Below are 24,949 nucleotides of genomic sequence, written 5' to 3'. Positions count from 1 at the left end.
AGTGCGCTTGCTCTTCACCTCACTGGGGTCCTTCGGTCACACGTTCCCGCTCGTCCCGCTGGCGGTCGCCGCGCGCGACGCGGGCCACGAGGTCGTCTTCGCCACTTCGGAAGATTTCCTGCCACAGCTGACAAAAGCCGGGCTCGAGACGGCCGCCGCCGGGCTCGCCCTCAAGGACGCGTTCGGCCAGGCGTTCGCCGCCGCGCCGCCGGGACCGCACCGGGCGCCGGGCGAGATCCCGCCGGAGGTGCTGCGGCCGATCGTCGCGAAGGTGTTCGGCGAGCTGATGCCCGGGCGGTTCGTCGCCGACCTGCTGCCGCTGTTCGAGCGGGCCCGGCCGGACCTGGTCGTCGCCGAGTCGGGCAACTCGGGAGGCGTGTTCGCGGCGATGAAGGCCGGGATCCCCGTGGTGGCGCACGGGTTCGGCAAGCAGTCGGGCGCCGACCCGATGGTGGCGGAGATCCGCGAGGCGATCCGCGCCAACGCCGCGTCGCTGGGCCTGACGCTCGGGGACGACCTGACGTTCGGCGGCCCGTTCGTCGACATCTGCCCGGAGTCGGTGCAGGACCCGGAGTTCGTGGCGCGGGCGACGCGGGTGCCGTTGCGCCCGGTCGGCTGGAGCGAGCCGGGTGAGCTGCCCGCGGGCGTGCTCGATCGCACGCGGCCGCTGGTCTACCTGACGCTCGGCACGGCGATGGGCCACGCGGGGGTGCTCGGCGCGGCGATCGCCGGTCTGTCCGGTTTGGACGCCGACGTCCTGGTCGCCACCGGCCCGACGGTCGACCCGGCGACCCTCGGCGAGGTGCCGTCGAACGTCCGGCTCGAGGCGTGGGTGCCGCAGTCGGAGCTGCTCCCGCACGTGGACCTGGTGGTCCACCACGGCGGCAGCGGTACGACGCTCGGCGCGTTCGGCGCGGGTCTCCCGCAGCTGCTGCTCCCGCAGGGCGCGGACCAGTTCTCGAACGCGGACGCGGTCGTGGCGGCGGGCGTCGGCTCCCGGTTGCTCGCCGCCGAAGTCACGCCCGAAGCGGTGGCCACGCACGCGCGTCGCCTCCTGACGGACACCGCGGTCCGCGACGCGACGAGGGCCTTGGCGGCCGAGGTGGCGGCGATGCCGTCCCCGGCCGAGGTCGCCGCCCAGCTCCCCACCTTCGCCTGACCCGAGTGGAGCTTTCACGTGAAAGCGACACGGAGATCGTAACTCCGGTTAGCTTTCACGTGAAAGCTCGTACTTGGGTCAGGCGCGGGTGACGAGGTCGCGGAGCAGCGAGCCCATGCGGGTCGCCGCTTCACGGCCCGCCTGCAGGACCTCTTCGTGGTTCAGCGGCTCACCGGTCATGCCCGCCGCCAGGTTCGTCACCAGCGACAGCCCGAACACCTCGACACCCGCCGCGCGGGCCGCGATGGCCTCCAGGACCGTCGACATGCCGACCAGGTCCGCGCCCAGCGTGCGCAGCATGTGGATCTCGGCGGGCGTCTCGAAGTGCGGCCCGGTCAGGCCCGCGTAGACACCCTCCTCGAGCGACGGGTCGATCTCTTGGGCGATCTTCCGCAGCCGCGCCGAGTACAGGTCGGTCAGGTCGACGAAGTTCGCGCCGACGATCGGGGAGCGCGCCGTCAGGTTGAGGTGGTCGGCGATCAGCACCGGCTGCCCCACCCGGAAGCCCTCGCGCAGGCCGCCCGCCGCGTTCGTCAGCAGCACCGTCCGGACGCCGGCCGCGGCGGCGGTGCGCACGTTGTGCACCACCGGGTCGATGCCCTTGCCCTCGTAGAAGTGCGTGCGCCCCAGCATGACCAGGACGTTCTTGTCCCCGATCTTCAGCGAGCGGATGGTGCCGCCGTGGCCCACCGCGCCGGGCGTGGTGAAGCCGGGCAGCTCGGCGAACGGGATCTCCGTCTCGCACTCCCCGATGACGTCCGCCGCCGGACGCCAGCCCGACCCCAGGACCACCGCGATGTCGTGCGCGTCCACGCCGGTGCGTTCGGCGATGGCGGCCGCGGCCTCTTGTTCAGTCATGCGCGCGAGCGTATCCGCCCGCTCCGGGCCACCAGGAACGCGACCAGCCCGAACGGCGAGAGGAAGATCGTCAGCACCAGGATCGGGCTGACGACCCACGGCGAGAGCTCCACCGAGCGCCCCTCGAAATACATCCACCGCGCGACGAACAGGTCGAACGCGATGAGGTGCGCCCAGACCAGCCCGGCGCCCCACGGCGTCGCGAGCAGGCCCTGCAGCACCCCGAGGTCGGGGGAGAGCATCGCCCGCCCCCACTCGCCGAAGTGCGGCAGTTCGAGCGCGAAGTAGCAGACGAGCGGCAGCAGGGGCACCCACGGCGACGCCATGATCCGCGCCGTCCAGCGCCACTTGGGCGCCAGGATCAGCAGCGCCCAGAACGGCGTCGCCAGCGGGAAGGCCAGGCTGAACAGCGTCATCGCGACCGCACCGCCGCCCACGAACCCACTCCGACGGCCACGACCAGCGCGACGAACGCCTCCAGCGTCACGGCGTCCGGGTGCACGATCGACTGCGCCCGCAGCGCCTGCCAGGTGACGAGCGCGAGCAGCCCGGCGTAGGCGGCCGCGCCGATGAGCACAAGCCGCGCGCGGACGACGTCGTCCCGCAGCCGCGGGAACCGCGACGCGAGCGCGAGCAGGGCGACGGCCAGCAGCGGCAGCGCCTGCAGCGCGTGCATCCCGACGAAGTGCGGGATCCGCAGGTCGCCGCCGACCGTGCTCCAGCCGAGGATCGGCAGGCCGGGACCGCCGTCGGCGAGCCCGACCGTGTGCGCCCCGATGACGTCTTCGGGGCCGCCCGCCCGCCACTGCGCGAGCTGCTGCGCGGTCGGGCTCGTCATGAGGAAGCCCAGGCCGAGGCCGATCAGCGAGAGCACGGTGCCGGCGCGAACCGCCCAGAAGGTCCCGCGGTCCGCCGGCTTCGTGAACATCACCAGCACGGTCAGGGCGAGCGTCGCGACCCACAGCGCGGCGATCATCTTGCCCATCGTGTCGTAGATCGCGGAGTCCAGCGGGGTCGCGTGGTTGAAGTGGCTGGCCCGGCCGCGCACCGCCTGGAACACGACCAGGACGTACTCAGTGGCGAAGATCAGCACGAGGAAGTTCGTCAGCCAGTGGGCCGTGCGCCGGAAGCGCGGCAGCAGCGAGACGAGCCAGCTCCAGCTCGCGAAGTAGAGCGCGCCGGACACGGCGAACTTGAACGGCTTGGCCCAGATCGGGGCGCCGCCCAGGGTCCGCTGGTCGAGCAGCAGCGCGGCGACGCACAGCACGGCCACCACCCCGAAGGCGGCCGCGGCGAGGGCGGGCGGCCGGTGCCACCCGCGGGTTCTGGTCCGGACGTCGGCAAGGATGGTCATGGTTCCTCCCAGAATGGATAGTCAAGCTCTCCGCTATGGGAAGCTAAGCTATCCATCCTGAGAAGTCTTCAGGGAAGCCCCGGAGGCGACCCTGGGATCGGAGCGGACACGCATGCGGATGGCCGAACTGAGCGCCGAGTCGGGCGTCCCGGTCGCGACCGTCAAGTTCTACCTGCGCGAGGGCCTGCTCCCGCCGGGCGAGCGCACCAGCCCCAACCAGGCCCGCTACTCCGCGGGGCACGTCCAGCGGCTGCGGCTGATCAAGGCGCTCACCGAGGTCGGCGGGCTCTCGCTGGCCTCGGTCGGCGCCGTGCTCGAGGCGATCGACGCCCGCGAAACCCCGCACGACACGATGGGCGTCGTCCAGAAGGAGCTGGCCGGCCCGGCCCCGGACGTCTCCGGCGCGGCCGCCGACTGGGCGTCCGAGCGGCTCGAGGAGATCGCCCTGCGCAGCGGCTGGGAGTCCTACGACCGCCAGGACGCGACGGTCGCGAACGTCGTCGCGGCGCTCGCCACGGCGAAGGAGCTGGGGCACGAGAAGCTGGCCGAACGGCTCGAGGACTACGTCCGGCTGGCCCTGCGCGTCGCGGAGCTCGACGTCGAGGTGGTGACGGGCCTGGCCTCCTACGACCGGATCATCGAGGCCGGGCTGGTCGCGACGGTGCTCGGCGACCGGATCTTCAGCGGCCTGCGCCACCTCGCCCAGGCGCAGGTCTCCCGCGAGGTGCTCGGGCGCCCGCCCGGCTAGTCGGTGACCTTCAGGGTGGCCGCGACGCGGTCGAAGACGTCCCGGCGGGCCGCGTCCTCCTGCTCGGACGGCGCGGTGACCGAGAGGAGCCAAAGGCTGGTGCCGGCCTGGACCAGGTTCATGAACGTCACGCGGGTGCCACCGCCACCGTCGCTCTCGGGCAGCGTGCCGCGCTCGGCCAGGCGGTAGGTCAGCGTCAGGCCCTTGCCGTCCGGCAGCGGCGCCGGTGGGAAGAGCTCGAAGGCGTCACCGGGGTAGGACTGCTTCAGCCAGGTGAGGTACTCGTCGTCGTCGAACTTCGGGAAGTAGTCCGCCAGCCGCTCCAGCCGCAGCGAGCGGCGCCCGTCGGGCGAGACGTACTGGACGGCCAGGCTGACCCCGAACCGCGCCGTGTTGTGCGGGGCGACGAACTTCTGCCAGCCGTCCGGCACGTCGAGCTCGAACTGGCCGCCGTTGCCGGTCACGTAGCTCGCGTCGCCGGTCTGGTGCACGAGGATCGGCGGCGGCACGTCGGTGGGGCCGTTCGACGTGCTGCGCGGCACGCTGTCCGGCGGCAGTAGCGACTGCCCGCCGACCGTCCTGGCCAGCGCGAACCCGCCGCCGGCGGCGAGGAGGAAGAGCAGGATCGCCACGGCGACGAGCACCGTCGTGGCCCGTGCGCCACGGCGTCCGGGCCGCGGCGGCGGCGGCGGGACGAACACCGTCGCGGCCGTCTGCGCGGGCGCCGGGGCCGGTGCGGGCGCCGGGGTGGGCGGCCGCAGGAAGGGCAGCGGGCCGGGGTCGGTGGCGAGCTCGCTGCTCGACTCCTCGGCCTTCTTCTCCGCCTTCTCCGGCAGGACGGTCTTGATCACCTGGGTGTCGCTGGCGTCCGGCTGCGCCGACGTCTTCTTGCCGTCCGGGGTGTGGAACAGCTCCGGACCGAAGAGGTCGAGCGGTGTCTTCGTCTGCAGCGGGTACAGCCGGTGCCGGACCTCGCGCAGCGTGATCCGCTTGCCGGGCTCCTTGCGCATCAGCGCGCTGATGACGTCGGCGAGCGGGCCGGCCTTCGGCTTGGGGACCTTCCCGTTGACCACCTTGCCGACGGTCTCCAGCGGGTCGCCGTCGGCGTCGTACGGCGGTGCGCCCTCGACTGCGGCGAAGAGCGTCGCGCCGAGGCCCCAGAGGTCCGCGGCCGGCGTGACGGCGCCACCGGAGGCGACCTCCGGCGCGATGTAGGCCGGCGAGCCGAGCATGATCCCGGTCCGCGTCATGGTGGCTTCGGAGACGTTGCGCGCGATGCCGAAGTCGGTCAGCTTGATCCGGCCGTCGCTGGCCACGAGCACGTTGCCCGGCTTGACGTCGCGGTGGGTGATGCCGGCGGCGTGCGCGGCCTCGAGCGCGGACGCGACCGCGATGCCCATCGCGGCGGCCTGCTCGACCGTCAGCGGCCCGTGGTCGCGCAGGATGTGCGCCAGGCTGCGCGAGGGCAGCAGCTCCATCACCACGAACGGCTGGTCGTTCTCGCGGGCGACGTCGTGCAGGATGATCACGTTCGGGTGAGACAGCACGGCGATCGCGCGCGCCTCGCGCAGGGTGCGTTCCCGCAGCTCGTCCGCCTGCGACGACGGGATGCCCGGCGGCACCTTCATCTCCTTGACGGCGACCTGCCGGTGGAGGAACTCGTCGTAGGCCGACCAGACGGTGCCCATCGACCCGGAGCCGAGCACCGAACGCAGCCGGTACCGACCGGCGACCAGTCGTTTCTCTTCGCTCGAGGAGGGCACCCGCCAATTGTGGCGTACGCGGCCGAGCGGCCCCTAACCTGCACTGGGTGAACCCCTAGGCGCGACCAGACTCACAGGTCGGACGCGGCGCGTGCCTCTACCATCACTGCTTATGACTGAAGTGGCCGGTCCGGAGTCAGCGCCGATCTCCGAGCTCGACCTGGCGGGTGAATTCCCCCAGGCGACGCGCGGGCAGTGGCAGGAGCTCGTGGCCGGGGTGCTGCGCAAGAGCGGCAGGTTGCCCGAGGACTTCGAGGGCGCCCCGGAGAGCAAGCTCGTCACGAAGACCTACGACGGCATCGAGATCCAGCCGCTGTACACGGCCGAAGACGCGCCGGCGGACAGCGGATTCCCCGGGCTGTCGCCGTTCGTGCGCGGCGCCCGCGCGGAAGGTCAGATCAGCACGGGCTGGGACGTCCGCGCCCGCTTCGCCGGTGAAGACGCCCGGGCGGTCAACCGGGCGATCCTCGCCGACCTCGAAGGCGGCGTGACGTCGATCTGGCTGACCGTGGCGCCCGGGTCGCTGGCCGACGCGCTGAACGAGGTCTACCTCGACCTCGCGCCGGTCGTGCTGGACGCCGGCGCGTCGTACGAAGCCGCGTCGGAAGCGCTGTTCGAGCTGTTCGCCGAGCGGGAGATCCCGCCGAGCGAAGCCGTGGCCGTGCTCGGCGCCGACCCGGTCGGGCTCGCGGCGCGGTCCGGCTCGGCCGCCGACGTCGGACCGGCCGCCGCGCTGGCCGCGCGTGTCGCCGGGAAGTACCCGAAGGTGCGCACGATCGTCGCCGACGGCCTCCCGTTCCACGAAGCCGGCGGGTCGGACGCCCAGGAGCTGGGCGCGCTCGTCGCCGCCGGCGTCACCTACCTGCGGGCCCTGACCGAAGCGGGCCTCGACGCCGAAACCGCGTCCGGGCAGCTCGAGTTCCGGCTCGCCGCGACCGCCGACCAGTTCTCCACGATCGCCAAGCTGCGTGCCGCGCGCCGGCTCTGGGCCCGCGTCGCCGAGGTGTGCGGCTTCTCCTCGCCGATGCGCCAGCACGCCGTGACGTCGCCGTCGATGTTCACCCGGCGCGACCCGTGGGTGAACATGCTGCGCACCACCGTCGCCTGCTTCGGCGCCGGTGTCGGCGGGGCGGACGCGGTCACCGTGCTGCCGTTCGACGCGGCGATCGGCCGTCCGGACGCCTTCTCCGCGCGGATCGCGCGCAACACCCACGCGGTGCTGCTGGAGGAGTCCAAGCTGGCCGGCGTGGTCGACCCGGCGGGCGGCTCCTGGTACGTCGAAAAGCTCACCGACGACCTCGCGCACGCCGCCTGGGCCGAGTTCACGGCGATCGAGGCCGCGGGCGGCCTGGTCGCGGAGCTGGCGTCCGGCGCGCTGGCCGGGCGGCTGGCGTCGACGTGGGAGAAGCGCTCGTCGCGGATCGCCACCCGGCGTGACCCGCTCACCGGCGTCAGCGAGTTCCCGAACCTCACCGAGAAACCGGTGGTCCGCGAGCCCGTGGTGTCCACTGTGGAAGGTGGGCTGCCACGGCACCGGTACGCCGAAGGCTTCGAAGCGCTGCGGGACGCCTCCGACGCGCACCTCGCGTCGACCGGCGCCCGGCCGAAGGTCTTCCTCGCGACTTTGGGCCCGGTCGCCGCGCACACCATGCGGGCCGGGTTCGCCGCGAACCTGTTCCAGGCGGGCGGCATCGAGGCGGTGAACCCGGGCGCGACCGACGACCTGCCGGGCGCGTTCCGCGAGAGCGGCACGCGAGTCGCCTGCCTCTGCGGCACCGACGACGCCTACGCCGAGCAGGCGGCCGAAGTCGCCGCGTCGCTGGGCGCCGAGTACGTGCTACTGGCGGGCAAGGGCTCCTACGACGGCGTCGACGCCAACGTCTTCGCCGGTTGTGACGCCCTCGACGTCCTCAACGGCCTCCACGCCAAGCTGGGAGTTGTGCGATGACCATCCCGAACTTCGCCGACGTCGGCCTCGGCACCCCGTCGCCGGGCGACCGCGACGCGTGGGCCCGCGCGGTGCACGAAGCCACCGGCAAGGGCCCGGACGCGCTGGCCTGGGAGACGCCCGAGGGCATCGGCGTCAAGCCGGTCTACACGGCCGCCGATCTGTCCGATGTGGACTTCCTGGGCACGTACCCGGGCATCGCGCCGTTCCTGCGCGGCCCGTACCCGACGATGTACGTCAACCAGCCGTGGACCATCCGCCAGTACGCCGGGTTCTCCACCGCCGAGGAGTCCAACGCCTTCTACCGGCGCAACCTCGCCGCCGGCCAGAAGGGGCTTTCGGTCGCCTTCGACCTGGCCACCCACCGCGGGTACGACTCCGACCACCCGCGCGTCTCCGGCGACGTCGGCATGGCGGGCGTCGCCATCGACTCCATCTACGACATGCGCCAGCTCTTCGACGGGATTCCCCTCGACAAGATGTCGGTGTCCATGACGATGAACGGCGCGGTGCTGCCGGTGCTCGCGCTGTACGTCGTCGCGGCCGAGGAGCAGGGGGTGAAACCGGAGCAGCTCGCGGGGACCATCCAGAACGACATCCTCAAGGAGTTCATGGTCCGCAACACCTACATCTACCCGCCGCAGCCGTCGATGCGGGTCATCTCCGACATCTTCTCCTTCACTTCGCAGCACATGCCGAAGTACAACTCGATCTCCATCTCCGGCTACCACATGCAGGAAGCCGGGGCGACCGCCGACCTCGAGCTCGCCTACACGCTGGCCGACGGCGTCGAGTACATCCGCTCGGGTGTCGACGCCGGGCTGAGCGTGGACAAGTTCGCGCCGCGGCTGTCGTTCTTCTGGGCGATCGGGATGAACTTCTTCATGGAGGTCGCGAAGCTGCGCGCGGCGCGTCTGCTGTGGGCGAAGCTGGTCAAGGGCTTCGACCCCAAGTCGCAGAAGTCGCTTTCGCTGCGTACGCATTCCCAGACGTCGGGCTGGTCGCTGACCGCTCAGGACGTCTACAACAATGTCGTGCGGACCTGTGTCGAGGCGATGGCGGCGACCCAGGGGCACACGCAGTCGTTGCACACCAACGCGTTGGACGAGGCGCTGGCGCTCCCGACGGACTTCTCCGCGCGGATCGCGCGCAACACCCAGCTGCTGCTGCAGCAGGAGTCCGGCACCACCCGCGTGATCGACCCGTGGGGCGGGTCTGCTTTTGTCGAGAAGCTGACCTATGACCTCGCGCGCAAGGCGTGGGGCCACATCAGCGAGGTCGAGCAGGCCGGCGGCATGGCCAAGGCGATCGACGCCGGCATCCCCAAGCTGCGCATCGAGGAGGCCGCGGCCCGTACCCAGGCGCGGATCGACTCCGGCCGGCAGCCGGTGATCGGCGTCAACAAGTACCAGGTCACCGGGGACGAGGACATCGAAGTCCTGAAGGTGGACAACGCGGGCGTCCGGACGCAGCAGCTGGAGAAGCTGCGGCGGCTGCGCGACGAGCGTGACTCTTCGGCGACGGAAGACGCGTTGCGGCGGCTCACCGAGGGCGCCGGGAACGGCGGCAACCTGCTGGAGCTGGCGATCGGCGCGGCCCGCGCGAAGGCGACCGTCGGTGAGATCTCCGATGCTTTGGAGAAGCTCTGGGGCCGGCACTCCGGGCAGATCCGGACGATTTCGGGCGTCTACCGCGAAGAGGTGGGTAAGTCGCAGAACGTCGAGAAGGCGCGTCAGCTCGTCGAGGAGTTCGCCGCCGAGGAAGGTCGCCGGCCACGCATCCTCGTCGCGAAGATGGGCCAGGACGGCCACGACCGCGGCCAGAAGGTGATCGCCACCGGCTTCGCCGACATCGGCTTCGACGTCGACGTCGGCCCGCTGTTCTCCACCCCGGCCGAGGTCGCGCGGCAGGCGATCGAGGCGGACGTGCACGTCGTCGGCGTCTCGTCGCTGGCCGCCGGGCACCTCTCGCTGGTGCCCGCGCTGCGCCACGAGCTCGCCGAGCTGGGCCGCGAGGACATCATGGTCGTGGTCGGCGGGGTCATCCCGCCGCAGGACTACCCGGCGCTGCGCGAAGCCGGCGCGGCGGCGATCTTCGGGCCCGGCACGGTGCTCGCGGACGCCGCCATCGACCTGCTCAGCCAGCTGACCGCGCAGGAGTCCTGACCGTTGCCGCGCAAGATCGACGTCACCGCCTACGCCAAGGGTGTGCTGGCGGGTGACCGCGGCACGCTGTCGAAGGCGATCACGCTGGTCGAGTCGCAGCGGGAGGACCACCGGGCGCAGGCGCAGGAGCTGTTGGTCGAGCTGCTGCCGTCGTCCGGTGGCGCGCGACGCATCGGCATCACGGGTGTCCCCGGTGTCGGCAAGTCGACATTCATCGACCAGCTGGGCACCGATCTGACGGCGGCCGGGCACCGCGTCGCCGTGCTGGCGGTCGACCCGTCGTCGACACGCACCGGCGGGTCGATCCTCGGCGACAAGACCCGGATGGCGCGCCTGGCGGTCGACGAACGGGCGTTCATCCGGCCGTCGCCGACGTCCGGGACGCTCGGCGGCGTCGCGCGGGCGACCCGCGAGACGATCGTGCTGATGGAGGCGGCGGGTTACGACACCGTGCTCGTCGAGACTGTCGGGGTGGGACAGTCCGAAGTGACCGTCGCGAACATGGTCGACTGCTTCCTGTTCCTGACGCTCGCCCGCACCGGCGACCAGCTCCAGGGCATCAAGAAGGGCGTGCTGGAGCTCGCCGACGTCATCGCCGTCAACAAGGCCGACGGCGACCACGAACGGGACGCCCGCCGCGCGGCGCGCGAGTTGTCCGGCGCGCTGCGGATGATCTACGGGCCCGAGGCGTCGTGGACGCCGCCGGTGCTGACCTGCAGCGGCCTGCACAACCTGCGCCTCGACGAGGTCTGGGGCGCGATCGAGCAGCACCGCGACACGCTCGGCGCGTCCGGTGAGCTCGAGTCCCGTCGCCGTCAGCAGCAGGTCGACTGGACGTGGGCGATGGTCCGCGAACAGCTGCTGAGTCGCCTGGCGGCACATCCGGACGTGCGAACGGTCGTTCCCGACGTCGAGCGGGCGGTGCGAGACGGTGAGCTGACGGCTACCCTCGGTGCTCAGCGGATCCTCGACGCGTTCAATCCACCGCAAGGTGGCTGACGCGGTGGCGTTCCGCGGGCAGAATGCCTGGTCGAGGCGAAGGGACGTCATGGCGAAACTGCGGGTTCTGGTCCTGGTCGGCGTGCTGGGCGCGGTGCTGTTCGCCGCGTCGCCGGCCGTCGCGTCGCCGGTGCGCGTGGCGACCGTGTCGGTGTCGGCGGCGCAGGCCGCGGCGCTCGTACCCGCGCAGACGCAGCCGCCCGGGCCGGTGCTCGACCCGACCCAGACCGACAAGGCGAACAGCGAAAAAACCAAGAACAAGCTGATCGCGGGCCTGGTCGCGGTCGTCCTGCTCGGCATCGTCGTCTGGGGACGGCGGATCCGGTCGAAGAAGGCCAAGAAGTCCTGAGGTTTTCGGCGTTGCCGAAGTTCTGCACGCCGTTCAACGCAGATCCGGTACCGGCCATCTAGGACGGCGGTTTTAGAGGCGCGGCTTGCCGCCTGCATGGTGCACGATCATCTGCAAATGCGTACGACAGATCGATCGGCACGAAGCGTGACCCCAGCCGCTGCGCGGGTTACCCGTGTTGCAGGAGGAGGTGCGGCGTGACGGTGCTCGACTCACGACCGGACGTTCCAGGTGACCCTCATGCCTCTTTCGAGGGGCCGGAGGCGCTCATTTCCGAAGCCGGCGTCAGCATGGCTCCCGTGGAGGACCTTGGTGCGGGCCGCGGCCCGTTCTGGCTCGACGACTGGCTCCGCGCCAACGCGACCGACGTGCTCGCCTGGCGGCGGCACATCCACGCGCACCCGGAGCTGTCGCGGCACGAGTTCGCGACCACCGAGCTCATCGTCACGCTGCTGCGCACGGTCGGGCTCAAGCCGTGGGTGCTGCCCGGCGGCACCGGCGTCGTCTGCGACATCGGCAGCGGCGAGCGATGCGTGGCGCTGCGCGCGGACATGGACGCGCTGCCCCTCACCGAGGACACCGGCCTGCCCTACGCGTCGACCGTCGAGGGCGCGGCACACATGTGCGGCCACGACGCCCACACGGCGATCCTGCTCGGCGCGGCCCGCGCGCTGGCCGGCGCGCCGGAGCTGCCCGGCCGCGTCCGGCTGATCTTCCAGGCGGCCGAGGAGGTCATGCCCGGCGGCGCGCTGGACATGATCGCGGCGGGCGCGCTCGAAGGCGTCGAGCGGATCTACGGCCTGCACTGCGACCCGCGTCTCGAGGTCGGCAAGCTCGGCATGCGCGTCGGCGCGCTGACGTCGGCCGCGGACCTGATCGAACTGCGCCTCACCTCACCCGGCGGCCACACGTCCCGCCCGCACCTGACGGCGGACCTGGTCCACGCGCTGGGCACGGTCATCACGTCACTGCCCGCGGTGCTCTCCCGCCGCGTCGACCCGCGGTCGGGCACGGTGCTGGTGTGGGGAGCGGTCCACGCGGGCCAGGCGGCCAACGCCGTCCCGCAGGACGGCGTCCTGCGCGGCACGCTCCGCACGGCGGACCACGAGGTCTGGACGGCGCTGGAGCCCCTGGTGGCCTCGTCGGTGGAGTCCCTGCTGGCCCCGACGGGCGTCGGCTTCCACCTGGACTACCGCCGCGGAGTCCCCCCGGTGGTGTCCGACGAGGAGTCGACGGCCCTGATGCGCGCCGGCGCCGAGGCCGCCCTGGGCGAGGACGCCCTGGCCGGCACCGAACAGTCATCCGGCGGCGAGGACTTCGGCTGGTACCTGGAGCACGTCCAGGGAGCGTTCGCCCGCCTGGGCGTCTGGCCCGGCGAGCCGTCCCCCCAGTCCGACATCCACCGCCCCACCTTCATCCTCGACGAGCGTGCCCTCCTCTGCGGAGTCCGAACCCTCGTCCACACCGCCCTAACCACCCTCGCGTGAGATGCCTCTCCAGTCACGCGTGATGCCTCTCCAGTCACGCGTGATGCCTGTTTCCGCACAGAGTTATCCACAGGCGTAGCGAGTTGTCCACAGTTCGCGAAATCGGCTCTTCCCTTCGTCGAGGGAAAGGGCCGATTCTCGACTGTGTGATCAATTGGGGAGGGCGACATGGGGCAGTCTCACGCGGCGAAGCCGATCGGATCCTGGGGCGCCGGGCGGTGCTCGAGGGGCTCGCGACGGGAGTGCTCGCGCAACCTTGGCGTGGGGTGCTCATCCACGCCGCTGACTCGCTGAAGCTGGCGACGCTGGCTCAGGCGGCATTGATCCACATCGGCCCGCCTGCCGTACTATCCGGCGCTACTTCCCTTGCGCTGCATGGGATATCGGTGACGGAGGACACGGTGATCCACGTGTCCGTGCCCCCGGTGAAACGTGCTCGATCGAAGCCTGGGCTGGTCGTGCACCGGGCCGAATACCAGCCGTTCGACGTGGTCGAAATCGATGGTCTGCCGGTGTTCTCACTCGACCTGGCACTGGCCGACTACCTGTGCTCGGGCGCCGAGCGAAGTGCGTTCGCGGCGGTCGACCAGGCCATGGCCGGGCTCCCGGAAGACCACTGCCGAACGCTCCGGACGAACGTCCGTGACCGCCTGATCGACCGTCGGGACCGGCGAGGTATCCACAGGGCGCAGATGCTGCTGGCGTTGGCGACGGGGAAGGCCGAATCGCCGCCGGAGAGCATCCTCCGACTGGCCGTGGTCGAGGCCGGCTTCCCGGTGCCGGAGGCGCAGTACGAGATCCTCACGGTCGACGGCCGCCGGCTCTACGTCCTCGACCTCGCGTGGCCCGCGCTCCGGATCGCGCTCGAGTACGACGGGTTCGCCGCACACGAGGAACGACATGAGCGTGACGCCGAGCGGGATGCCCGGATGGCCGGGCGAGGTTGGATCACGATCCGGGCCACGGCCGCCGATCTGCGGGACCCGGGCCGTCTTCTTGCCGAGCTTCGCGACGCCTTCAACCTACGTTCGAGGCATCTCGCGTGACTGTAGGGGCATCACGCGTGATCAGGAGGGCATCACGCGTGATTCAGGGGGCATCAGCCGGTGATGCCTGAGCAGGGGCGGGTGCGGAGGTCGTCGACGTAGTCGGCGGGAGCACCGGCAGCCTCGGCGGCATCGGCCAGGACGCCCAGGTAACGCGCGGAAGGGAGGCCGCCTTCGTACGCGTCCAGGACGTACAGCCATGCCAGGACCGAGCCGTCCATGGTCTGGACGCGCAGGCGGATCTTCGAGTGGATGCCCAGCTCGCCGCCCTCCCAACGGTCGAGGCCCGTCTCGTCCAGGGACGTGACGTCGTAGAGAACGACGAAGACCCGGGATCCCGGGTCTTCGACGATCGTGGCCAGGGCACCTTCCCAGCCGAGGTCCTCGCCGCCGAAGGTCAGGCGCCACCCCTCCAGCCAGCCGGAGCCGGCCATCGGAGAGTGCGGCGCGCGCTCCAGCATCTGGGCGGGCTCCATGTTCGATCCGTAAGCGGCATACAACGGCACGCCGACAGCGTAGCGACCCCCACCTCACCCGAGTGGACGTACTCGGCGTGTTCGCCCACTTCAGTGTCCGGTCACCTTCGCCGCGTACGGTGAGACCACCGCACGAACAGCCCAGAGGAGGACCCAGGTGACCAGGATCGTGATCATGGGCGGGGGCCCGGCCGGCTACGAAGCCGCGCTGGTCGCAGCCCAGCACGGGGCCGACGTCACGATCGTCGAGCGAGACGGCCTGGGCGGCGCCTGCGTCCTCTACGACTGCGTTCCGTCGAAGACGTTCATCGCGTCCTCCGGCGCCCTCGCGAAGATGCACGACCTGGGCGAGCTCGGCATCAACACCGACCTGGCCGACACGAGCATCGACCTCCCGACCGTCCACGGCCGGGTCAAGGGCCTCGCGCTCGCGCAGTCCGCCGACATCCGCGCCCGCGTCCAGCGCGAAGGCGTGCGCGTCCTCATCGGCGAAGCCCGCTTCTGCGACGAAGAGCCCGGCCTCGCGACGCACAAGGTCGCCGTCGTCAAGCCGGACGGCGAGACCGAGAAGCTCCCGGCCGACGTCGTCCTGATCGCCACCGGCGCCACCCCGCGCGTGCTGCCCGGCGCGGTGCCGGACGGCGAGCGCATCCTCGACTGGCGTCAGCTCTACGAGCTCCAGGAGCTGCCCGAGCACCTCGCCGTGATCGGCTCGGGTGTCACCGGCGCCGAGTTCGCGTCCGCCTACACCGAGATGGGCGTCAAGGTCACCGTCGTCTCCAGCCGCGACCGCGTCCTCCCGCACGAGGACGCCGACGCCGCCGCGGTGCTCGAAGAGGTCTTCTCGCAGCGCGGCACGACCGTCGCGAAGCAGGCGCGCGCCGACCGCGTCGAGCGCACCGAGAAGGGCGTCGAGATCTTCCTCGCCGACGGCCGCGTGATCGAAGCCAGCCACGCGCTGATGACCGTCGGGTCGGTCCCCAACACCCAGGACATCGGCCTCGACAAGGTCGGCATCGCACCCGGCCCCGGCGGCTTCATCACCGTCGACCGCGTTTCCCGCACCTCCGTTCCCGGGATCTACGCCGCCGGCGACTGCACCGGCGTGCTCATGCTGGCCTCGGTGGCGAGCATGCAGGGCCGCATCGCGATGTGGCACGCGCTGGGCGAAGGCGTCGCGCCGATCAAGCTCAAGACCGTCGCCGCCAACGTGTTCACCCACCCGGAGATCGCCACCGTCGGCATCAGCCAGCAGGCGATCGACTCCGGCGAGGTGCCCGCGCGCACCATCATGCTGCCCCTGGCCACCAACGCGCGCGCGAAGATGGAGGGCCTCCGCCGAGGCTTCGTGAAGCTGTTCTGCCGCCCCGCCACCGGCGTGGTCGTCGGTGGGGTCGTCGTGGCGCCGCAAGCGAGCGAGCTCATCCTTCCCATCGCGCTCGCCGTCCAGAACCAGCTCACAGTGGACCACCTGGCACTGACATTTTCGGTGTACCCGTCGCTCTCGGGCTCGATCACCGAGGCCGGGCGCCAGCTCATGCGCCACGACGATCTCGACTGAGAAAGTCACGCAACCCCTTCGCACCCGTCGCGTCTTGTCGGTTGTAAGGCTGAAGGACGCGAAGGGTGCGAAGGTGCGCAAGACGGTGGTTTTTGTTGCGGCAGCGGTGATCGGGGCGACGGCGCTGGCGGCGCCGGCAACGGCGCAGCAGACCAGCAGTCCCGCACCGGCCGCTCCCGAGGGCAGCGTGCAGCTCAACGTCAACACCGCGATCAACCAGACGCTCGTGAACAAGTACGTCCGGGATGCGCCGAACGTCGCTTTGGCGAAGTGCCAAGGCGCTTCGCCGGTGTTCTCGTCGCCGGTGCTGACCTTCGCCAACTACTTCCCCGGCCCGTTCATGGGCACGGACGCGAACATCAGCGCCGACGCGACGCTCAAGCCGGGCACCGCGGCCGGGACGTACCCGCTGACCGTGACCTGCGGCAGCAACACCTACCGCACGCAGTTCTCGGTGCCCGCGGCTCAGGTCGCGAAGGTGCCTTCCGGCGCGGCGAAAGCGGGCGACGGCAGTATGGCCGGCTGATTCATCAGTTCGAAAAGACCACCTCGGAGCCGCGCTCCGGGGTGGTTTTTTCTGGGTTCCTCGCCGTTGATTCCGCGATGTTTTCGTGACCTTAGGGCGCAACCGATCGCAGGTGGAGACGTCTTTGGCTGTGTAGGTGAGCGGAGCAGATCGATGCAGGGGGAACTGCGAACGGCGTCCGTTTCCCGTCATTTCCGAAGCGAATCCACAGGGGAGAAAAGAATGAAGAACACTGCTGTCGTCGCGGGGGTCGCTGCGGCATTCCTGGTGCTCGCGCCCACCGCCGCGCTCGCGGCGACGCCGGACACCGCGCCGTCCACCTCGGCCAAGCCCACCACCCCCGCGCCCTCGGACGAAAACGGCCCGCAGACCCGGGTCACGAAGGCGCTGACGTTCTCGCCGTCGGCCGCGAAGCCGGGCACGAAGGTGGCCGTCGACTTCCACTGCCAGACCCGCGGCCCGGACGAGACCGTCAGCGTGCGGTCGGCGGCGTTGAGCTTCGCCAAGCCGGGCAACTGGGGTGACGCGACCGTCAAGAACGTCAAGCCCGGCAAGTACATCGTGGCGCTGCACTGCGGCCCGGAGACGCAGGAGCTGTGGTTCGTGGTGCAGCCGGCCGCGAAGCAGCCTGGCAAGCAGGTCGCGAAGGTGCCCGCGGGCGCCCCGCAGACCGGTGGCACGGACGGGCCGGACGACGGTTCCGGCACACCCCTCGCGGCCGCGGCCGCCATGGGGGTGCTCGCGATCGGAGGCAGCGGCCTCGTGCTGGCCCGACGGGCTCGGCGCCGCTGATCTTCCAGGGCCACTCCGGAGCGGGGGCTCCGGAGTGGCCCGCCCGCGGCGGTACCGTCGGGACCCAACCGAACGGGCCACCCGGACGTGTGAACTGCAGGCGCCAGTCACGGGGGAGACCATGACCACGAGGATCACGACCAGACGGGGTTACCTGATCGCGCTCGTCGTCGCACTGCTGGCCGTCCTGGCGGTCCTGGTGCTGACGCTGGGCGGCGGGTCCGAGCCGTCCACCGCTCAGCCGCCGCCGGCCCAGCCGGTCGCGGTGAGCCCGGAACCGCGGGCCGAGGGGGCCGCGGGGGCCGACGCCGTCGCGTCGATGCCGAAGTCGGAGCCGGTTTCGATCGACATCCCGAAGATCGGCGCGCACTCGTCGCTGGTTCCGCTCGGGCTGAACGCGGACAACACCGTCCAGGTGCCGCCGGTGACCACGCCGCTGCAGGCCGGCTGGTACACCTACGCGCCGACGCCGGGCGAGGTCGGGCCGGCCGTCGTGCTCGGGCACGTCGACGGCAACCACCAGAAGGGCATCTTCTACCGGCTTAAGGAGCTGGCGCCCGGCGACCGGGTCGCGGTCGCCCGCAAGGACGGCACCACGGCGTCGTTCGAGGTGACGAAGGTGCACCAGGTGCCCAAGCAGGACTTCGAGGGTGAAGGCGTCTACGACGACACACCCGGCCCCGAGCTCCGGCTGATCACCTGCGGCGGTGTCTTCGACCGGAGCGCGCACAACTACGTCGACAACATCGTCGTGTACGCCCGCCTGGTCCAGGGCTGATTTCCGGTTTTGTCGGACCCCGGTGCCACACTGTGTCGGCCGTCACCCGAGGCGGCGCGGACGAGGGATGGGAGTCGACATGATGTTCCGGGACGAGCGGTGGCCGGACGGCACGCCCAGCTGGGTGGACCTGATGGTGCCGGACCAGGCGAAAGCGGTGGCCTTCTACGGCGGCCTGTTCGGCTGGGACGTGCAGAAGGGCGGCGAGGAGACCGGCTTCTACGGCATGGCGGAGCTGAGCGGACGCCCGGTCGCGGGGATCGGCCAGACACCGCCGGGGCAGGAGATGCCCGCGATGTGGACGACGTACCTGGCCGTGTCCGATGTGGACCGGACGGCCGAAGCGGTCGTGGCGGCCGGCGGGCAGCTCCTCCTGCCGGTCATGGACGTGATGAAGGAAGGCCGGATGGCGGTCGCGGCCGACCCGGCGGGCGCGGTCTTCGGCCTCTGGGAGCCCGGCAACCACATCGGCACGCAGGTCACGGCGGCGCCGGGCACCCTGGCGTGGAACGAGTGCATGAGCCGGGACTTCCCGGCCGCGAAGGCGTTCTACGAGACGGTCTTCGGCTACGGCTTCCAGGACCTGTCGAACGACGACTTCACCTACGCGGTGCTGCTGGTCGACGGCCGTCCGGTCGGCGGGCTGGGCGCGTTGCCCGCGTCCGCGCCGGCGGAGGTGCCGTCGAACTGGTCGGCGTACTTCTCGGTGGCAGACGCCGACGCGAGCGCGGCGAAGGTCGTCGAGCTCGGCGGCCAGGCGCTGGACCAGCCGTTCGACTCCCCGTACGGGCGGCAGGTGCGGGTGGTGGACGACCAGGGCGTGCCGTTCCTGGTCATCGCCCCCAACGAGCAGTCCGGCAAGCCGGAGGGCTGGGACGACTGAGCTGGGACGACTTAGCTGGGACGACTGAGGGGCGGGCCGAGGGCACGTGGTGCCCCCGGCCCAGGCCGGTCAGTCCTCTTCGGAGACCCAGTCGAAGGTCTTGGTGACGGCCTTCTTCCAGTTGCGGTACTCGGATTCGCGGCGGGCGTCGTCCATCGACGGGTCCCACTGCTTGTCCTGGGCCCAGTTGGTGCGGATGTCGTCTTCGGACTTCCAGAACCCGACGGCCAGGCCGGCGGCGTACGCGGCGCCCAGCGCGGTGGTCTCGTTGACCACCGGGCGGATCACCGGCACACCGAGGATGTCGGCCTGGAACTGCATGAGCAGCTCGTTGACGACCATGCCGCCGTCGACCTTGAGCGACTTCAGCGGGACTCCGGAGTCGGCGTTCATCGCGTCGATGACCTCGCGCGACTGGAAGGCGGTCGCCTCCAGCACCGCGCGGGCCAGGTGTCCCTTGTTGACGAACCGGGTGAGCCCGACGATCGCGCCGCGAGCGTCGGACCGCCAGTAAGGAGCGAACAGACCCGAGAACGCCGGGACGAAGTACGCGCCGCCGTTGTCCTCGACGCTGCGCGCGTGCTCCTCGATCTCGGCCGCGGTCGAGATCATGCCGAGGTTGTCGCGCAGCCACTGCACCAGCGAACCGGTGACGGCGATGGAGCCTTCCAGCGCGTAGACCGTGTCGTTCGAACCGATCTTGTAGCAGACCGTGGTGAGCAGCCCGTTCTGCGACATCACCTTTTCGGTGCCGGTGTTGAGCAGCATGAAGTTGCCGGTGCCGTAGGTGTTCTTGGCCTCGCCGGGCGAAAGACAGGCCTGGCCGAACGTCGCGGCCTGCTGGTCGCCCAGGATGCCCGCGATCGGCACGCCGGCGAGCGCGCCCTTCTCGCGGACCTTGCCGTACTCCTCGGAGGAGGAGCGGATCTCCGGCAGCATGGACAGCGGGATCGTCATCTCGGCGGCGATCTCGGGGTCCCACTGCAGGGTGTCGAGGTCCATGAGCATGGTGCGTGAGGCGTTGGTCGGGTCGGTGACGTGCACGCCGCCGTCGGCGCCGCCGGTCATGTTCCAGAGCACCCAGGTGTCCATGTTGCCGAAGATCAGGTCACCGGCTTCGGCCTTCTCGCGCGCGCCGTCGACGTTGTCGAGGATCCACTTGATCTTCGGCCCGGAGAAGTACGTCGCGAGCGGGAGGCCGACCTTGTCGCGGTAGCGCTCCTGGCCGCCGCCGAGGTTGCCGAGCTCGGTGACGATCCGGTCGGTGCGGGTGTCCTGCCAGACGATCGCGTTGTACACCGGCTTGCCGGTCGTCTTGTCCCAGACCAGCGCGGTCTCGCGCTGGTTGGTGATGCCGACGGCGACGATGTCACTCGCGTGCAGGTCGGCCTTGGCGAGCGCGCCCGCGGCGACCGTGCGGGTGTTTTCCCAGATCTCCTCGGCGTTGTGCTCGACCCAGCCCGCCTTCGGGAAGATCTGCTCGTGCTCCTTCTGGTCGACGGCGACGACCCGGCCCTCGTGGTTGAAGATCATGCACCGGGTCGAGGTGGTGCCCTGGTCGATCGCGGCTACGTACGAAGTCATGCTTGCTCCAGGAGTTCTTCTCGGACGGGCGATCAGGTCAGGTTGTGCACGAGGAGGTAGACGAGCGCGGCGAGAGCGCCACCGACCAGCGGGCCGACGACCGGGATCCAGGAGTAGCCCCAGTTGGCGTTCGCCTTGTTGCGGATCGGCATCAGGAACGCGTACGCGATCCGGGGGCCGAGGTCACGCGCCGGGTTGATGGCGTACCCGGTCGGGCCACCGAGGGAGGTGCCTATCACAAGGACCACGAACGAGACGCCCGCGTAGCCCAGCGCGGAGTTGCCGAAGTTCGGGGTGCCGCCGTCGGTCGCGGCGAACGTCGGGCTGAGCAGGATCCAGGCCACCAGCACGAAGGTGCCGATGACCTCGGTGACGAGGTTCCACGCGACGTTCGGGATCTGCGGTGCGGTGGAGAAGATGCCGAGGGTGTTCTCGGGCTCGGGGTGGTCGTCGAACTGGAGCTTGTAGGTCGCCCAGCAGAGCAGGGCGCCGATGATGGCGCCGGCCATCTGCCCGATGAAGTAGAAGGGCACGTCGGCCCACTTGGTCTTGTCCGCGATGGCGAGCCCGAGGGTCACCGCCGGGTTCAGGTGCGCGCCGCTGGGCGCGGCGATGCTGGCGCCGGTGAAGACGGCGAACGCCCAGCCGAAGTTGATGAAGAGGATTCCGCCGTTGTTGCCGTTGGTCTTGCGCAGCACGTGGTTCGCGACGACACCGTTGCCGAGCAGGATCAGGGCGGCCGTTCCCAGTAGTTCCCAGACGATTATTGCCCCAGCACTCACCGCTGCACCTCCACACTGGACACTCTGCGCAGGGTCGATCACGGCGTGCCACGGCACCGTTGCCGACCCACGTCCGCGCGACGTTACCGGGGCGTAGAAGCGGATTCCAAGCACCGGCCAGCCGAATCTTTTCAAGATCCGGCCGGATGCCACAGCAAGATCGCGGAGGGTTACGCCACACGTGTCATCCGCGAACGGGCGGATGATCACCGGGTCGTGCGATGCTGGAAGCCTCGCCGGTACCGAGGAGGAATGTCACGTGGCGCAGCACGCAGCGGAGACGAACCCGGCTCGATTGGGCCCGGTCAAGCGCGAAGAGACTTGGCAGCGGCTCGGTGGCGAAACGTTCGACCTCGTGGTGATCGGCGGCGGCGTCGTCGGCGCGGGCACCGCGCTGGACGCCGCGACCCGCGGGCTGCGGGTGGCGCTGGTCGAGGCCCGCGACCTCGCGTCGGGGACGTCGAGCCGGTCGAGCAAGCTCTTCCACGGCGGCCTGCGGTACCTGGAACAGCTCGAGTTCGGCCTGGTCCGGGAAGCCCTGCGCGAGCGTGAGCTGATGCTGACGACCATCGCGCCGCACCTGGTCAAGCCGGTGAGCTTCTTGTACCCGCTGACGCACCGCGTATGGGAACGCCCGTACACCGCGGCCGGCCTGCTGATGTACGACACGATGGGCGGCGCCCGCAGTGTCCCGGGCCAGAAACACCTCACCCGCGCGGGCGCGCTCCGGATGGTGCCGGCGCTCAAGCGGTCCGCGCTGATCGGCGGGATCCGCTACTACGACGCGCAGTCCGACGACGCCCGCCACACGATGACGGTGGCGCGCACGGCGGCTCACTACGGCGCGGTCGTGCGGACGTCGACGCAGGTGGTCGGGTTCCTGCGCGAGGCCGACCGGGTGTCCGGCGTGCGGGTGCGCGACGTCGAGGACGGCCGGGAAACGGAGATCTCGGCGGCCGCGGTGATCAACTGCACCGGCGTCTGGACCGACGAGCTGCAGCGGCTGTCCGGCGGCCGCGGGCGGTTCCGCGTGCGGGCGAGCAAGGGTGTGCACATCGTTGTCCCGCGCGACCGGATCGTGTCGGAGTCGGGGATGATCCTGCGCACCGAAAAGTCGGTGCTGTTCGTCATTCCGTGGCGGAATCACTGGATCGTGGGCACCACGGACACGGACTGGAACCTCGACCTGGCCCACCCGGCGGCGACGAAGCACGACATCGACTACCTGCTCGAGCACGTCAACAGCGTCCTGGCGACACCGCTGACACACGACGACATCGAAGGTGTGTACGCGGGCCTTCGCCCGCTGCTGGCGGGGGAGAGCGAAGAGACGTCGAAGCTCTCGCGCGAGCACGCGGTGGCGCGCGTGGCCCCGGGCTTGGTCGCGATCGCGGGCGGCAAGTACACGACGTACCGGGTGATGGCGGCGGACGCGGTCGACGCGGCGGCGGTCGATCTGCCCGGCCGGTCCCAGCCGTCCATCACGGACAAGGTCCCGCTGATCGGCGCGGACGGGTACCACGCGCTGGTCAACCAGGCCGACCACCTGGCCGCCGAGCACGGCCTGCACCCGTACCGGGTCCGGCACCTGCTGGACCGGTACGGGTCTCTGGTCCACGAGGTCCTGGCGTCGGCGGAAGGCCGCCCGGAGCTGCTCAAGCCGATCGAGCACGCGCCGGACTACTTGGGCGTCGAGGTGGTGTACGCGGCTTCGCACGAGGGGGCGCTGCACTTGGAGGACATCCTGGCCCGCCGGACGCGCATCTCGATCGAGTACGCCCACCGCGGCGTGGACTGCGCGGAGCAGGTGGCGGCCCTGGTGGGCGAGGTCCTCGGCTGGTCACCCGAAACGGTGAAGAGGGAGATCGAGGTCTACCGCGCGAGGGTGGAGTCGGAACGCGAGTCCCAGTCCCAGCCGAGCGACGAAGCGGCGGACGCGCTGCGGTCGGCGGCCCCGGAGGCCCGCTCGGGCCTGGTGGAGCCGGTGAGCTGAGGGAGCGTCAGGAGGTCCGGTGCCAGCGGATCAGGCGTTCGCCCGTCGGCGCCCGGTCCGGCTCCGGGCCCACCAGCGTGAACCCGCAGCGCTCCGCCACGATCGCCGACGCCGCGTTGCTCTCCTCGTACCGGTAGCTCACCTCGGTCAGCCCCAACCCGCCGAAGCCGAACCGCAAGGCCGCGTTCAACGCCGTGGTCGCGATGCCCTTGCCGCGCTCGGCCGGGTGGACCCAGATCGTCGCCTCGGCGTAGTTCGAGGAGAGGTCCAGCTCCCGCAGGCCCACCTCGCCCAGCAGGCGCCCGGACGTCGGCTCCGCGATCGCCCAGGAACACCGCTCGTCGCCGGCCCACTGGGCTGCTCGGAGGGTCACGTACTCCGTGGCTTCGTCGAGGGTGCGCAAGCGGTAGTTCAGCACGTACTTGCGGTGCGTCGGGTCCGCGAACGCCTCCATGAGCAGCGGCCGGTCGTCGAGGTGCCGGTCGGCGCGCAGCTGGCGCAGGTAGTAGGTGCCCGCGTTGATCTCCACCGGTTCCACTCCACCCAGCCTAGCCAGGCCGGGAGCACGTCGCTCCCGGCCCGGCGATCAAGGCCGGATCAGGCCCGGGTCACGGCGTCAGCGCAGCGAGTAGCGCCACACGACCGGGCGACCGCCGTAGGTCGACGGACTCCGGTCGGAGACCACGCCCGCGATCGTCCCGTCGTCACCGACCGTCTTCGCATAGCCGGCGCTGAACCCGGCGAGGGGCAGTGGCCCCATCGCACGCCCGGCCAGCCACACCGAGAGGGGACCCAGCGGGCCGGTCGGATCGGGCCTGGTGCCGTACCCGACGATCAGGCCGAGCCGGTTGAGCCCGAACGTCGTGCTGGACGACGGCAGCACTTCCGGCTGCCCGGGGGAGCGCCACCGCACGCCTTCGAGGGTGAGCCAGTCGGATGCCCCGAAGTTCCCGGTGACCTGCCCGTTCCGGATGCCGGAGGCGTTGACGTACGCCGCCCCCGCAGGCGCCGTGAGCTGCTCGAACACACCGTCCCGCCAGACGAACGAGTTCGGGAGCGAGTTCACCAGGACCGCGCGGTCGTCGTCGATGTCCGTGGCGGACAGGTACGGCTGCCCGGTGATCACGACGGGGTGGTCGCGGTCGTCGGCGTGCCAGAGGACGACCGCGCCCGCGCCGCCGCCGTTCGGCTGTGCGTTGGCGACGACGTCGCCGCGTTCGTTCAGCGCCACCGCGGTCAGGCTCGCCCAGTCGCCCGGCGCCAGCAGCATCCGGTACTCGCCGTGGTCGAGCAGGAAGGGCTGCAGCCGGGAGCCGTACCGGTCGATGGTCTGGCCGAGGACGGTCCCGGACGAGTTCTCGTCCAGGACTTCGGCGGACGGGGAGTCCCCGGGCGCCGGGTGGACGGTGGGCTGCCCCTTCGACCACGTCACGACGTGGGAAGTGCCGTCCAGCCAGAGGTTCCCGGCGTACCCGCCGTGGCTGTCGGTGCCGCGGACCCACCCGGACGCGTCCGAGTAGCCGGCCGGCAAGGCCAGCAGGTCGGCCTCCCAGCGGCCGAGGGCGGCCTGCGCGGGCTGCGCGAGCGTGGTGGCGAGCAGTGCCGCCGCGGCGACGGCGAGTGCCTTGGTTCTGAAGGTCATCCGTTCCTCCCCTGTTCGCCGCCAGCACGCGCGAACCCCGGGAACGGTTTAGGAAC

At 70.9% G+C, this 24,949-nt stretch carries 23 protein-coding genes; 14 read left to right on the top strand and 9 right to left on the bottom strand.

Features of this window, described 5'->3' with window-relative positions; genetic code table 11:
• Window position 1: 1 nt before the first annotated feature.
• Window positions 2-1,159, top strand: coding sequence for a glycosyltransferase (locus ACZ63E_RS10680; protein WP_465335790.1), 1,158 nt, complete (start codon window positions 2-4; stop codon window positions 1,157-1,159).
• 78 nt (window positions 1,160-1,237) lie between these two features.
• Here the strand turns inward: ACZ63E_RS10680 and ACZ63E_RS10675 are convergent, their stop codons facing one another.
• The 3 genes from ACZ63E_RS10675 to ACZ63E_RS10665 are packed head-to-tail and all read right to left on the bottom strand — an operon-like array spanning window position 1,238 to window position 3,371.
• Entirely contained in the window at window positions 1,238-2,017 is a 780-nt protein-coding gene (locus tag ACZ63E_RS10675; RefSeq protein ID WP_465335788.1) for a purine-nucleoside phosphorylase, read from the bottom strand.
• Window positions 2,014-2,433 (bottom strand): ABA4-like family protein, encoded by a 420-nt coding sequence (locus ACZ63E_RS10670; protein ID WP_465335787.1) that lies wholly within the window; start codon window positions 2,431-2,433, stop codon window positions 2,014-2,016. The genes ACZ63E_RS10675 and ACZ63E_RS10670 overlap by 4 nt, the downstream gene beginning before the upstream one ends.
• Window positions 2,430-3,371 (bottom strand): hypothetical protein, encoded by a 942-nt coding sequence (locus tag ACZ63E_RS10665; RefSeq protein WP_465335786.1) that lies wholly within the window; start codon window positions 3,369-3,371, stop codon window positions 2,430-2,432. The genes ACZ63E_RS10670 and ACZ63E_RS10665 overlap by 4 nt, the downstream gene beginning before the upstream one ends.
• 112 nt (window positions 3,372-3,483) lie before the next feature.
• Between ACZ63E_RS10665 and ACZ63E_RS10660 the strand changes: the two genes are divergently transcribed.
• On the top strand, window positions 3,484-4,119 hold the full coding sequence (locus ACZ63E_RS10660) for a MerR family transcriptional regulator (RefSeq protein WP_465335785.1): 636 nt from the start codon (window positions 3,484-3,486) through the stop codon (window positions 4,117-4,119).
• On the opposite strand, the gene ACZ63E_RS10655 is transcribed toward ACZ63E_RS10660, so the two are convergent.
• Window positions 4,116-5,882: a serine/threonine-protein kinase gene (locus tag ACZ63E_RS10655; protein ID WP_465335784.1), complete on the bottom strand. Its 1,767-nt coding sequence runs from the start codon at window positions 5,880-5,882 to the stop codon at window positions 4,116-4,118. The genes ACZ63E_RS10660 and ACZ63E_RS10655 overlap by 4 nt on opposite strands.
• Window positions 5,883-5,994: 112 nt before the next feature.
• Here ACZ63E_RS10655 and ACZ63E_RS10650 point away from each other — a divergent pair, with 112 nt between their 5' ends.
• From ACZ63E_RS10650 to ACZ63E_RS10625, 6 genes are all read left to right on the top strand, one after another.
• Entirely contained in the window at window positions 5,995-7,830 is a 1,836-nt protein-coding gene (locus ACZ63E_RS10650; protein ID WP_465335783.1) for a methylmalonyl-CoA mutase family protein, read from the top strand.
• Complete coding sequence (gene scpA / locus ACZ63E_RS10645) at window positions 7,827-9,995, top strand: methylmalonyl-CoA mutase (RefSeq protein ID WP_465335782.1); 2,169 nt, start codon at window positions 7,827-7,829, stop codon at window positions 9,993-9,995. Before ACZ63E_RS10650 ends, scpA begins: the two co-directional genes overlap by 4 nt.
• A 3-nt stretch (window positions 9,996-9,998) precedes the next feature.
• The gene (meaB, locus tag ACZ63E_RS10640) at window positions 9,999-10,994 is read left to right on the top strand and encodes a methylmalonyl Co-A mutase-associated GTPase MeaB (protein WP_465335781.1); all 996 of its coding nucleotides are present in this window, start codon (window positions 9,999-10,001) and stop codon (window positions 10,992-10,994) included.
• A 49-nt stretch (window positions 10,995-11,043) separates the two neighbouring features.
• Window positions 11,044-11,343, top strand: a complete 300-nt coding sequence (locus tag ACZ63E_RS10635; protein WP_465309067.1) for a hypothetical protein — start codon at window positions 11,044-11,046, stop codon at window positions 11,341-11,343.
• Between the two features lie 197 nt (window positions 11,344-11,540).
• Window positions 11,541-12,830: an amidohydrolase gene (locus ACZ63E_RS10630; RefSeq protein WP_465309069.1), complete on the top strand. Its 1,290-nt coding sequence runs from the start codon at window positions 11,541-11,543 to the stop codon at window positions 12,828-12,830.
• 203 nt (window positions 12,831-13,033) lie between these two features.
• The gene (locus ACZ63E_RS10625) at window positions 13,034-13,876 is read left to right on the top strand and encodes a DUF559 domain-containing protein (RefSeq protein ID WP_465336097.1); all 843 of its coding nucleotides are present in this window, start codon (window positions 13,034-13,036) and stop codon (window positions 13,874-13,876) included.
• A gap of 53 nt (window positions 13,877-13,929) precedes the next feature.
• Here the strand turns inward: ACZ63E_RS10625 and ACZ63E_RS10620 are convergent, their stop codons facing one another.
• Window positions 13,930-14,382, bottom strand: a complete 453-nt coding sequence (locus ACZ63E_RS10620) for a gamma-glutamylcyclotransferase family protein (protein WP_465309071.1) — start codon at window positions 14,380-14,382, stop codon at window positions 13,930-13,932.
• A 127-nt stretch (window positions 14,383-14,509) separates the two neighbouring features.
• On the opposite strand from ACZ63E_RS10620, the gene ACZ63E_RS10615 reads away from it, so the two are divergent.
• From ACZ63E_RS10615 to ACZ63E_RS10595, 5 genes are all read left to right on the top strand, one after another.
• Entirely contained in the window at window positions 14,510-15,913 is a 1,404-nt protein-coding gene (locus tag ACZ63E_RS10615; protein ID WP_465335780.1) for an NAD(P)H-quinone dehydrogenase, read from the top strand.
• 73 nt (window positions 15,914-15,986) lie between these two features.
• Window positions 15,987-16,439 carry a hypothetical protein gene (locus tag ACZ63E_RS10610; RefSeq protein ID WP_465335779.1) on the top strand — a complete coding sequence of 151 codons (453 nt, stop codon included), beginning with the start codon at window positions 15,987-15,989 and terminating at the stop codon, window positions 16,437-16,439.
• A 222-nt stretch (window positions 16,440-16,661) separates the two neighbouring features.
• Complete coding sequence (locus tag ACZ63E_RS10605; protein WP_465335778.1) at window positions 16,662-17,231, top strand: hypothetical protein; 570 nt, start codon at window positions 16,662-16,664, stop codon at window positions 17,229-17,231.
• Window positions 17,232-17,352: 121 nt separating this feature from the next.
• Entirely contained in the window at window positions 17,353-18,009 is a 657-nt protein-coding gene (locus ACZ63E_RS10600; protein WP_465335777.1) for a class F sortase, read from the top strand.
• A gap of 79 nt (window positions 18,010-18,088) precedes the next feature.
• On the top strand, window positions 18,089-18,892 hold the full coding sequence (locus tag ACZ63E_RS10595) for a VOC family protein (protein WP_465336096.1): 804 nt from the start codon (window positions 18,089-18,091) through the stop codon (window positions 18,890-18,892).
• Window positions 18,893-18,961: 69 nt separating this feature from the next.
• Here ACZ63E_RS10595 and glpK read toward each other — a convergent pair whose 3' ends face one another.
• Both glpK and ACZ63E_RS10585 read right to left on the bottom strand, forming a co-directional pair.
• Window positions 18,962-20,476 (bottom strand): glycerol kinase GlpK, encoded by a 1,515-nt coding sequence (glpK, locus tag ACZ63E_RS10590; RefSeq protein WP_465335776.1) that lies wholly within the window; start codon window positions 20,474-20,476, stop codon window positions 18,962-18,964.
• A gap of 32 nt (window positions 20,477-20,508) precedes the next feature.
• A complete protein-coding gene (locus ACZ63E_RS10585) occupies window positions 20,509-21,258 on the bottom strand; it encodes an MIP/aquaporin family protein (RefSeq protein WP_465335775.1) in 750 nt (249 codons plus the stop codon).
• A gap of 202 nt (window positions 21,259-21,460) precedes the next feature.
• On the opposite strand from ACZ63E_RS10585, the gene ACZ63E_RS10580 reads away from it, so the two are divergent.
• Window positions 21,461-23,251 carry a glycerol-3-phosphate dehydrogenase/oxidase gene (locus ACZ63E_RS10580; protein WP_465336095.1) on the top strand — a complete coding sequence of 597 codons (1,791 nt, stop codon included), beginning with the start codon at window positions 21,461-21,463 and terminating at the stop codon, window positions 23,249-23,251.
• A gap of 7 nt (window positions 23,252-23,258) precedes the next feature.
• Here ACZ63E_RS10580 and ACZ63E_RS10575 read toward each other — a convergent pair whose 3' ends face one another.
• Both ACZ63E_RS10575 and ACZ63E_RS10570 read right to left on the bottom strand, forming a co-directional pair.
• The gene (locus tag ACZ63E_RS10575; RefSeq protein ID WP_465335774.1) at window positions 23,259-23,789 is read right to left on the bottom strand and encodes a GNAT family N-acetyltransferase; all 531 of its coding nucleotides are present in this window, start codon (window positions 23,787-23,789) and stop codon (window positions 23,259-23,261) included.
• A gap of 78 nt (window positions 23,790-23,867) precedes the next feature.
• A complete protein-coding gene (locus ACZ63E_RS10570) occupies window positions 23,868-24,893 on the bottom strand; it encodes a hypothetical protein (protein ID WP_465335773.1) in 1,026 nt (341 codons plus the stop codon).
• Window positions 24,894-24,949: the final 56 nt, after the last annotated feature.

It is taken from the genome of Amycolatopsis sp. NPDC104819, assembly GCF_055583145.1.
This window is presented reverse-complemented; position numbering and strand designations above follow the sequence as displayed.